General features: G+C 73.1%; 11 protein-coding genes and 1 pseudogene. 3 read left to right on the forward strand and 9 right to left on the reverse strand.

From position 1 onward, the window contains the following. Positions 1–186: pseudogene (locus tag QZX64_RS05095) on the forward strand (hypothetical protein); the annotation flags it as partial. Between the two features lie 111 nt (positions 187–297). Here the strand turns inward: QZX64_RS05095 and QZX64_RS05100 are convergent. The 3 genes from QZX64_RS05100 to QZX64_RS05110 all read right to left on the reverse strand — a co-directional run bounded on the left by QZX64_RS05100 (position 298) and on the right by QZX64_RS05110 (position 2,426). Beyond that, positions 298–1,104: a thioesterase family protein gene (locus QZX64_RS05100; protein ID WP_295657502.1), complete on the reverse strand. Its 807-nt coding sequence runs from the start codon at positions 1,102–1,104 to the stop codon at positions 298–300. Continuing rightward, on the reverse strand, positions 1,101–1,847 hold the full coding sequence (locus QZX64_RS05105) for a bifunctional 2-polyprenyl-6-hydroxyphenol methylase/3-demethylubiquinol 3-O-methyltransferase UbiG (protein ID WP_295657503.1): 747 nt from the start codon (positions 1,845–1,847) through the stop codon (positions 1,101–1,103). Before QZX64_RS05105 ends, QZX64_RS05100 begins: the two co-directional genes overlap by 4 nt. 222 nt (positions 1,848–2,069) lie before the next feature. Continuing rightward, a complete protein-coding gene (locus QZX64_RS05110) occupies positions 2,070–2,426 on the reverse strand; it encodes a DNA polymerase ligase N-terminal domain-containing protein (RefSeq protein WP_295657504.1) in 357 nt (118 codons plus the stop codon). Between the two features lie 64 nt (positions 2,427–2,490). On the opposite strand from QZX64_RS05110, the gene QZX64_RS05115 reads away from it, so the two are divergent. Continuing rightward, a complete protein-coding gene (locus QZX64_RS05115; RefSeq protein ID WP_295657505.1) occupies positions 2,491–3,444 on the forward strand; it encodes an acyl-ACP desaturase in 954 nt (317 codons plus the stop codon). Between the two features lie 16 nt (positions 3,445–3,460). Here QZX64_RS05115 and QZX64_RS05120 read toward each other — a convergent pair whose 3' ends face one another. The 4 genes from QZX64_RS05120 to QZX64_RS05135 form a co-directional block, all read right to left on the reverse strand. Then, positions 3,461–4,984 carry an aldehyde dehydrogenase family protein gene (locus QZX64_RS05120; protein WP_295657506.1) on the reverse strand — a complete coding sequence of 508 codons (1,524 nt, stop codon included), beginning with the start codon at positions 4,982–4,984 and terminating at the stop codon, positions 3,461–3,463. After that, positions 4,981–6,561, reverse strand: coding sequence for a GMC family oxidoreductase (locus tag QZX64_RS05125; protein ID WP_295657507.1), 1,581 nt, complete (start codon positions 6,559–6,561; stop codon positions 4,981–4,983). The genes QZX64_RS05120 and QZX64_RS05125 overlap by 4 nt, the downstream gene beginning before the upstream one ends. A 97-nt stretch (positions 6,562–6,658) precedes the next feature. Continuing rightward, positions 6,659–6,787 carry a hypothetical protein gene (locus tag QZX64_RS05130; protein ID WP_295657508.1) on the reverse strand — a complete coding sequence of 43 codons (129 nt, stop codon included), beginning with the start codon at positions 6,785–6,787 and terminating at the stop codon, positions 6,659–6,661. Positions 6,788–6,897: 110 nt separating this feature from the next. Beyond that, positions 6,898–7,158: a DUF305 domain-containing protein gene (locus QZX64_RS05135; RefSeq protein WP_295657509.1), complete on the reverse strand. Its 261-nt coding sequence runs from the start codon at positions 7,156–7,158 to the stop codon at positions 6,898–6,900. A gap of 56 nt (positions 7,159–7,214) precedes the next feature. Here QZX64_RS05135 and QZX64_RS05140 point away from each other — a divergent pair, with 56 nt between their 5' ends. Next, positions 7,215–7,538 carry a hypothetical protein gene (locus QZX64_RS05140; protein ID WP_295657510.1) on the forward strand — a complete coding sequence of 108 codons (324 nt, stop codon included), beginning with the start codon at positions 7,215–7,217 and terminating at the stop codon, positions 7,536–7,538. 76 nt (positions 7,539–7,614) lie between these two features. On the opposite strand, the gene QZX64_RS05145 is transcribed toward QZX64_RS05140, so the two are convergent. Both QZX64_RS05145 and QZX64_RS05150 read right to left on the reverse strand, forming a co-directional pair. After that, complete coding sequence (locus tag QZX64_RS05145) at positions 7,615–8,406, reverse strand: HAD-IIA family hydrolase (RefSeq protein WP_295657512.1); 792 nt, start codon at positions 8,404–8,406, stop codon at positions 7,615–7,617. After that, complete coding sequence (locus tag QZX64_RS05150) at positions 8,403–9,572, reverse strand: cysteine desulfurase-like protein (RefSeq protein WP_295657513.1); 1,170 nt, start codon at positions 9,570–9,572, stop codon at positions 8,403–8,405. The genes QZX64_RS05145 and QZX64_RS05150 overlap by 4 nt, the downstream gene beginning before the upstream one ends. Positions 9,573–9,638: the final 66 nt, after the last annotated feature.

The raw sequence follows: 9,638 nt of genomic DNA on the forward strand, positions 1-9,638 counted from the left end.
AGGGGGCCGTGGGCGTCCGGCTCGGTGTACGTCGGCCAGCCGGGGCGGCTGCGGGAGCGGCGGTTCGCCACCCCGATGGGCCCCGAGGACATCGCCTACTGGCCCTCGACCGACGAGCTCTGGTCGGTGACCGAGCACCCGCGGCGCCGGTGGGTGTTCTCGATGCGGCGCAGCTGGTTCGACTGAGTCGGCCCCGCTCGTCGCCCCTGGTTCATCATGGTATGTCGCCGAAGTTGCAGCTCCCACGGTGTGCACGCCATGGGAACTAGTGGTTCGCCTACATACCATGATGAACCGTCAGGGCCGCGGCAGCCGAGCCAGCTGCCGCGACTGCGCGACCAGCCGCCCCGCGGAGTCCCAGACCTCGCAGTCCTCCTCGAACATGCCGCCGGCGATGTTGCGCGTCGCGTGCCGCACGGCGAGCCAGCCGGGTGCGGGGACGCCGCGCACGTGCACGGTCAGCTCCAGGGTCGGAGCCCAGCCGGGCAGCCCGAGGTCGAAGGTCACCGGGGGCAGCGCGTCGCAGACCATGAGCAGCTGCACCGGGTCGGGGTCGCGCTCCCCCTTGAGGCGGAACCACGCCTGGAGGACGCCGCTGCCGCTGGGCTCCCCCGTCGTCCACCCGACGCAGGCCGGGTCGAAGAGCATCTCGAAGCGGTCCATGAGCGGTGCGACCCTCCGCAGCGACTCCGGCGCCATCGTGTTGGGGACGCACTGCTTCCGCGGTGGGAGAACGAGCTGCTCCGCGGTGGTGCGCACATCGTCGGGCAGCCCGTCCAGCCGTCCGTACGTCGCCAGCGCGGTGATCCTCGGATCGCCGCCCTGCGACAGGTCGGCGGCCACGGTGGCCACCGAGCCGCCCTCCCGCAGCACCCGGACCTGCACGGTCGCCGGCCCCGGCTCGGTGGCGGAGAGGTAGTAGGCGCTGACGGCGATCGGGTCCGGCTTGTCGGGCAGCTCGTGGCTGACGGCGTTGCCGATGATCGCCAGCAGGTAGCCGCCGTTGACGCCGCCGCCGACCACCCAGCCGTCGGTCAGCACGGCGTCGTACGCCCCGTCGCCGCGCGCGGTCACCGCGACGTGCTGGTCCCACTCGGCCGTCATGGCGCGAGCGTAGGGGCGCCGCGACGGGCCACGAACACCCACTCCCGGCCCGGCCGGTCGGGCGCGTCGCGGACCTCCTCGACCACGAATCCGGCGGAGCCGAGCGACTCCTCCAGCTCCGCCCGCTCGCGGAAGCGCAACGTCGACTCGGAGGTGAGCAGGGCGCCGTCGCTGCGGAAGAGGACATTGGCGCGGAAGGTGACATACGGCAGGTCGACGCGGAGCAGCTCGTGCCACGTCTCGACCCGGCCGACGCCGTCGATGTCGGCGACCGACCGGCTGCGCTCCGGCACCCAGTCCTCCCACCCCTGGCGGGCCGGGACCCGTGTCTCGAACACCAGCAGGCCGCCCGGGCGGAGCGCGGCGTGGACGCACCGCAGCGTCTCGGCCCACGCCTCGTCGGTGAGGAAGACCTGCGCCACGTTGGCGGTCATCACCGCGAGGTCGACCTCCAGGTCCGGCGGCAGCGCGGTGGCGTCGCCGTGCACCCACGCGACCCGCTCGGCGCCGGGCTTGCGACGGGCGACGTCGAGGGACGCCCCCGCGGGGTCGACCCCGGTCACCTCGGTCCCCCGCTGCGCGAGGAGGCAGGCGAACGTGCCGGTGCCGCACCCGACGTCGAGCACCGAGCGCGCGCCGTGCTCCCGGACCATCGCGGCGTAGGCGTCGAGGTCGCTGCGGTCGGGGTCGAGCGGGTCGTAGACGTCGGCGAGGCGAGCCACGGAGAACTGCGCGTCGGGCATGCACCGAGCATGGCAGGCAGGCGGCCCGGGCGGCTCCCGACGTCGGCTCGCCGGGCGCCGGCTGCGCCGGCTGGAGCTCGACGTGCGGCCGGGGATCCGGGTCCAGCAGCCGCTGGACGACGATGCCGTCCTCCTACACAGGTACGGACGTCATGCGGACCGTGGCAACGGGTCCACGCCTCGCATGACGTCCCGGCGGCGCGGCCGCGAGGAGTGGGGCGTTCAGGGGGCCGGCTGGTCCTTCGTCCGGTGCACCAGCCAGTCGCGCCCGGTGTCGATCAGGGCGTAGCGCACGGACGCCTCGCGGCCGTGCAGCACCAGCAGCCGGCGCTTGGGGGTGCGGCCGAGGTCCTCCCACCAGCCGATGTCGGCGATGGACTTGTGCTCGTCCTCGTACGTCAGGTGGTCGAGGTCGTGGTCGCCGACCGCGATGGCGAGCCGGTCCTCGCGGCTGCTGGTCGGCAGGCCCCTGGGCACCGCCCACGAGCGCAGCACGCCGTCCTCCTCGAGGCGCAGGTCGAAGTGCGGGCTCGGCCGGCGGTGGTCGTGGAGGACGAAGGCGGGGCGGGACGGCACCATCCCGGCAACCTACCCACCACGAGCGACAGGCGTAGGGTCGGTGCAGCCGACCGAGGGAGACGACGTGACCGGCTCACCGCACCTGCTGGAGGAGCTCGAGCCCGTCGTGGCCGACAACCTCGACCGGCACCTGGGGCTCGCCCAGGAGTGGCACCCGCACGACTACGTGCCGTGGAGCGAGGGCCGCGACTTCGCGGCCCTCGGCGGGGAGGACTGGGCCCCGGAGCAGTCGCGCCTCTCCGAGACGGCCAAGGCCGCGATGATCACCAACCTGCTCACCGAGGACAACCTGCCGTCGTACCACCGGGAGATCGCCACCCGCTTCGGCCGGGACGGCGCCTGGGGCACCTGGGTCGGGCGGTGGACGGCGGAGGAGAACCGGCACGGCGTGGCGCTGCGCGACTACCTCGTGGTGACCCGCGGCGTGGACCCGGTCGAGCTCGAGCGAGCGCGGATGGACTACATGACCTCGGGCTACGACTCGGGCGACAAGACGCCGTTGGAGGCGGTGGCCTACGTGTCGTTCCAGGAGCTCGCCACCCGGGTCTCCCACCGCAACACCGGCAAGGTCACCCACGACCCGGTCGCGGACGCGCTGCTCGCCCGCATCTCCAAGGACGAGAACCTGCACATGGTCTTCTACCGCAACGTCGCGGCCGCCGCCCTCGACATCGCGCCCGACGACACGATGCGCGCGATCGCCGACGAGGTGATCGGCTTCGAGATGCCCGGCGCCACGATGGCCGGCTTCCGGCGCAGCTCGATGGTCATCGCCAAGGCCGGCGTCTACGACCTGCGGCTCCACCACGACGAGGTGCTGATGCCGGTGCTGCGGCACTGGAAGGTCTTCGAGCGCACCGACGTCGGGCCCGAGGGCGAGAAGGCGCGTGAGGAGCTCGCGGCGTTCCTGGTCCAGCTCGACGAGCAGGCGGCTCGCTTCGTCGAGCGCCGCGCCGAGAGCCGGGCCCGCGTCGCCGCACGGTCCGACACCGGCGCGACGCCCGACATCGCGACCTAGCTGCTCGCGGGAGCGTCTACCGCACCCGGCGCCTGCGCGCGGGGATCGTCGTGCCGCCGCCGTGCAGGAGCTTCATGATCGTGGCCAGCTGCTGGTCGGCCTTCTCGGTGCGCGTGAACGACGTCAGCGCCATCACCGGCTTGAACCGCTGGCGCGCGATGGCCTTGGGATAGGTGAACTCGCGGAGGCCGTCGGGGCCGTGGATGCGGCCGAAGCCGGAGTCGCCGACGCCCCCGAAGGGCAGCGAGGGGATCGCGGCGAAGGAGATGACGCCGTTGATCGCGGTCATGCCCGACCGGATCCGCTCGGCGATCTCCATGCCCCGGGCCCCGGCGAACACCGTCGAGCCCAGGCCGTAGCGGGTGGCGTTGGTCCGCTCGACGGCCTCGTCCATGTCGCGGACCCGCGACACCGTGACCGTCGGGCCGAACGTCTCCTCCTGCACCGCCAGGGAGTCCTCGGGCACGTCGACGAGGATCGTGGGCTGCACGTAGCGCTCCCCCACCGCCCCGGCCCCGCCCACGACCGCCCGGCCGCCGCGGTCGAGCGCGTCCTGGATGTGGCTGCGGATGACGTCCAGCTGCCGCGGCATGGTGATCGGCCCGATCGGCGAGCCGGGGCTGCCGTCGGCGTGGAGGCCGCGCGCCTTCTCGGTGAGCGCGGCCAGGAACGCGTCGTACACCTGGTCGTGGACGTAGACGCGCTCGACGCCGGTGCAGGTCTGGCCGGCGTTGGAGCAGGCGCCCCACAGGGTGGCATCGGCGGCGGCGTCGATGTCGGCGTCCGCGTCGACGATGACGGCGTCCTTCCCGCCCGCCTCGATCACCACCGGCACGAGGTTCTCGGCGCAGGCGGCCATCACCCGCTTGCCCGTCGTGGTCGACCCGGTGAACGCGACCTTGTCGACGCCCGCCCGGCACAGCGCCGCACCGGTGTCGCCGAAGCCCGTCACGACCTGGAGCACGGGCCGGCCGACAGTCTCCTGGAAGGTGCGGGCCAGCCACTCCCCGACGCCGGGGGTGTACTCGCTGGGCTTGAACACCACCGCGTTGCCCGCCGCGAGCGCGTAGGCGATCGATCCCATCGGGGTGAAGACGGGGTAGTTCCACGGTCCGATCACCCCGACGACGCCGAGCGGGCGGTACTCCACCGACGCCGCCTGGTTGGCCATCAGCAGCCCCGACGGCACGCGGCGGCGCCTCAGCACCTTCTCCGCGTGGCCGCCGGCCCAGGCGAGGTGGTCGATGGCCAGCGCCGCCTCGAGCGCGGCGTCGCCGTGCGGTTTGCCGGTCTCCTGGTGCATCAGGTCGGCCAGCTGCGCGAGGCGCCGCGTGATGACCCCCTTCCAGAGGCGCAGGTGCGTCGCGCGCTCGGCGTACGACAGGGCGGACCACCAGGCGGCGGCCTCGCGGGCCCGGGCCACCGCGGCCTCCACCTCCTCGGCGCCGTGCACCGGGTGGGTGCCCACCACGTCGCCGGTGACGGGGCTGAGCGACTCGAAGGTCGTGCCGTTGGTGGGGCGGTCCTCGAGGGTGGTCATCGCGTGCTCCTGATCTCGTCGGCTGCCTTCTCGGCGATCATGATGGTCGGGGCGTTGGTGTTGCCGCGTGGCACGGCGGGCATGACGGAGGCGTCCACCACGCGCAGGCCGTCGACTCCCCGCACGCGCAGCCGGGGGTCGACCACGGCGTCCTCACCGGTGCCCATCGCACAGGTCGCCACGGGGTGGTAGAGCGTCTGCGCCCAGGTGCGGACGTGCTCGAGCAGCTCCTCGTCGGACGGGTCCTCGGGCAGGTTCCACGGCCGGTCCAGGTGGGCGGCCAGCGCGCCCTGCGTGACGACCTCCCACGTGAGCCGGACGCCGGCGAGCAAGGCGTCGAGGTCGGTCTGGTCCTCCAGGTACGCCGCGTCGATGGCGGGGTGCCAGGAGGGGTCGGTCGAGCGCAGCCGCACCGACCCGCGGCTCTGCACCGAGACCAGCGTGGTGGCGGCGGTGAACATCCGGCTGGTCGGCTCGTGCAGCCCGTTGTCGTAGAAGCCGGACGGCGCCGCGTGGACCTGGATGTCGGGCGCCGGGAGCCCGTCGCGGCTGGCGAGGAAGGCGCCGGCCTCGCCGACGTTGGAGGCCAGCGGGCCCGTGCCGCGCGTCTTCCACTTCACCAGGCTGCCGAGGTTGCTGAGCTGGGCGAGGTCGGTGGTGCCGCGGGTGTACCAGAGCAGCGGGACCGCGGGGTGGTCCTGCAGGTTGGCGCCCACCCCGGTCAGCTCGACCCTGGTCGTGACGCCTACCTCGCGCAGGTGGGCCGCCGGACCGATGCCCGAGAGCAGCAGGAGCTGCGGGCTGTTGACCGCGCCGCCGCAGACCAGCACCTCGCGGGTGGCGTTCACGGTGTGCTCGGCGCCGGCCTGCCGGAAGGTGACGCCGGTCGCCCGGTCGCCGGCGAGCTCGATGCGGGAGGCGAGGGCGCCCGTGGTGACGGTGAGGTTGTCGCGGTGGCGCACCGGCTTGAGATAGGCCTCGTTGGTCGACCAGCGCCGGCCCCGGCGGCAGGTGACCTGGTAGAGGCCGGCGCCCTCCTGCTCGGTGCCGTTGAAGTCGTCGGTCCGCTGGTGGCCGGCGCTGACGGCACTCTCGACGAAGAGGTGGGACAGCTCGTGGGTGTAGACGCGGTCCTCGACGTGCACGGGGCCCGAGCGGCCGTGCAGCGGCTCCCCGAGCCGGGTGTTGCGCTCGGACCGGATGAAGTACGGCAGCACGTCGCGGAAGCCCCAGCCGGTGGCGCCGTGCTGGTCGCGCCAGGAGTCGTAGTCGGCGCGGTTGCCGCGCATGTAGATCATCGCGTTCATCGAGGAGCAGCCGCCCAGCGCCTTCATCCGCGGCCAGTAGGCGCGCCGCCCGTGCAGCTGCTTCTGCTCGGTGGTGGTGTAGTTCCAGTCCCACCTCGTCTTGAACAGGGCCGGGAACGCCGCCGGCATCATCACCTCGTCGGCGTCCGCCTCCCCGCCGGCCTCCAGCAGCAGCACCGTCGTCCCGGGGTCGTCGGTGAGCCGCGCGGCGAGCACCGCCCCTGCGCTCCCGGCGCCGACGACGACGTAGTCGTAGGTGTCGTGGGGCATGTGACCTCCTTCGCTCCGCGGGCTCCTGCGCAGAACCTACTCGCGGCTCGGTGCCCGGCCCAGGCACGCCCCGAGGGCGGGACCGGACGGGGCCGGCTCAGCCGAGCAGGTCCTGCATCCTTGAGATCTCGGCGAGCTGGGTGGCGCCGATGTCGCCGGCCAGCTCGGCGACGGTGACGTTCTTACCCCGACGTCCCCGCGGTCGTCGCCATGTCGAGGGCGCCACGGTCGTGATCGATCATCGCCCGGAGAACAGCCGGTCGAAGCGCGCGGGTCGTCGTCGCGCTGCGGGACGTCGAGGCTCCGGTCGGCGAGCCACGTCGACATCATCACGATCTACGGGCCCTGGGCGGCCCGGACGCGCGCCGCGATGCGCCGTACGCCGCGGTCGACCGCGCGCTCGGATGCCAGCTCGGCCATCTCCAGTGCCTGGGCATGGTGCGGGACCATCATCTGCATGAAGGCGATGTCGGAGTGGTTGAACCCCGACTCGGGCTGCTCGGGCACGGCGGTGGCCGTCTCGGCCGCACCCGCGTCGCCGTCCGAGCAGCCGCTCAGGCCGGCGCCGAGCACGACGAGGAGCGCGAGCGCTGCCAAGGCGGCTCCGCAGCTACGACAAGATCCCGCGGACCCAGGCCAACACCGGAAACTGCGTGGCCCACAACGGCTCGCTGATCTTGGTCAAGGGCCGCGACGTGATGGTCCAGGCGTGGTACCAGGGCGGCATCTCGGTGTTCGACTTCACCGACTCCGCCAACCCCACCGAGCTCGCGTGGTTCGACCGGGGCGCGCTGTCGGCCGATCGGCTCGTGCTGGGCGGCTCGTGGTCGGCGTACTGGTACAACGGCCACATCTTCTCCAGCGACATCCAGAAGGGTCTCGACGTGCTGAAGCTGACCGACGCCCGCACGAACGTCGCCAAGAGCGTGAGGATGGACCAGTTCAACCCGCAGTCGCAGCCGTCCTTCAACGGCTGAGCTGAGCTCGCAACCCACCACCGCCCGGCGTAGCACCCACCGGCCGGGCCCTCGGGCCCGACCGGTGTGCGTCCGCCTAGCCCCAGTCGACCTGGAGGTCGCCGATGTCGGCGATGGAGTCGATGACCAGCGTCGGCCGGTAGGGGAACCTGCCGACCTGGTCCTTCGCCGTCGAGCCGCTCAGCACCAGGATCGTGCGGAGCCCCGCCTCCAGGCCGCTGACCACGTCGGTGTCCATCCGGTCGCCGACCATCACGGTGGCCTCCGAGTGCGCCTCCAGCTGGTTCAGCGCGCTGCGCATCATCAGCGGGTTCGGCTTGCCGATGTAGTACGGCTGCCGGCCGGTCGCCGTGGTCACCAGCGCCGCCACCGACCCGGTGGCCGGCAGCGTGCCCTGCGGGCTGGGACCGCTGGGGTCGGGGTTCGTGGCGAGGAAGCGGGCGCCGTTCTCGATGAGCCGGATGGCCTTGGTGATCGCCTCGAAGGAGTAGGTGCGGGTCTCGCCCAGGATGACGTAGTCGGGGTCGCGGTCGGTCATCACGTAGCCGATCTCGTGGAGCGCGGTCGTCATGCCCGCCTCGCCCACGACGTACGCCGTGCCGCCCGGCCGCTGGTCGTCGAGGAACTGGGCGGTGGCCAGCGCGGAGGTCCAGATGGCTTTCTCCGGCACGTCGATGCCGCTGCCCAGCAGCCGGGCACGCAGGTCGCGCGGGGTGAAGATGGAGTTGTTGGTGAGCACCAGGAACGAGAGGCCCGAGGACTTCAGCGCCTCGACGAACTCCGGCGCACCGGGGATCGGCGTCTCCTCGTGGACGAGCACGCCGTCCATGTCGATGAGCCAGGTGTCGACGGGGCGTGGCGTGGTCATGCCACCAGTGTGACGGAGGCGAGCGCGGCGAGAAGCCGGTCGACGTCCGCGTCGTCGGTGTAGGCCGACAGTCCGACCCGGACGCCGCCGGCGTCACCGAGCCCGGCGTGCCGGCAGGCCTCGACCGCGTAGAAGCTCCCCGCCGGCGCCACCACGCCGTCGGCGGCCAGGCGGCGGCTGGCCTCGGCGGGCTCGACGCCGTCCACGGTGAGCAGCACCGTGGGCGTACGGCGCGCCGGCCGGCCGTGCACCGTGATGCCGGGCAGCGTGTCGAGACCGTCGAGGAGGCGGCGCACGAGCCGGTCCTCGTGCTCCTCGACCTCGGCCATGGCGCCGGGCAGGGACTCGATGAAGCCCACCGCCGCGCTCACCCCGGCCAGCAGCTCGTAGGGCAGCGTGCCGAGCTCGAACCGCTCCGGCACGGCGTCGCTGGAGGGCAGCAGCTTGTCGGGGTGGAGCGTCTCCAGCAGGCCGGGAGCGGCGGCCAGCACCCCGAGGTGGGGGCCGAAGAACTTGTACGGCGAGCAGGCCAGGAAGTCGGCGCCCAGCGCGGCGAGGTCGACCGGGGCGTGCGGCACCAGGTGCACGGCGTCGACGAAGACGAGCGCCCCTGCGTCGTGCGCGGACCGCACCACCGCGGGCACGTCCGGGCGGGTGCCGAACAGGTTGGACGCCGCCGTCAGCGCGACCAGGCGGGTGCGGTCGGTGAGCAGCGGTCCCACGTCGTCGAGCTCGGCGGTGGCCGGGTCGAAGCCCAGCCAGCGGACCGTCGCGCCCACGCGCTCGGCGGCGGTCACCCACGGCCGGATGTCGGCGTCGTGGTCGAGCCGGGTCACCACCACCTCGTCGCCCGGGCCCCACGCCGCGGAGAGCGTGCGCGCGAGGTCGAAGGTCAGCGCCGTCATCGACCGGCCGAAGACGACCCCGTCGGGGTCGGCGCCGAGCAGCCGCGCCACGTCGGCCCGGGCTAGCGTCGTCGTCTCCTCGGTCACCCGGTCGGGAGCGGTGACGGCGCCGCGCTGGCACATGCCGGCCGCCAGCGCGCCGGCCACCGCCTCGATGACCGGCGTCGGCACCAGCGAGCCGCCCGGCCCGTCGAACCGGGCGAGCCCCTGCTGGAGCGCCGGGAACGAGCGGCGTACGGCCTCGATGTCCATGCCGCTCATGCTCGCAGCCTGTGTGGGTGCGGCGTCGGTGGGTACCTCCTCGGCATGGGAATCTTCAGGAAGTTC

The sequence above is a fragment of the uncultured Nocardioides sp. genome (assembly GCF_902805925.1).
GTDB lineage: Bacteria > Actinomycetota > Actinomycetes > Propionibacteriales > Nocardioidaceae > Nocardioides.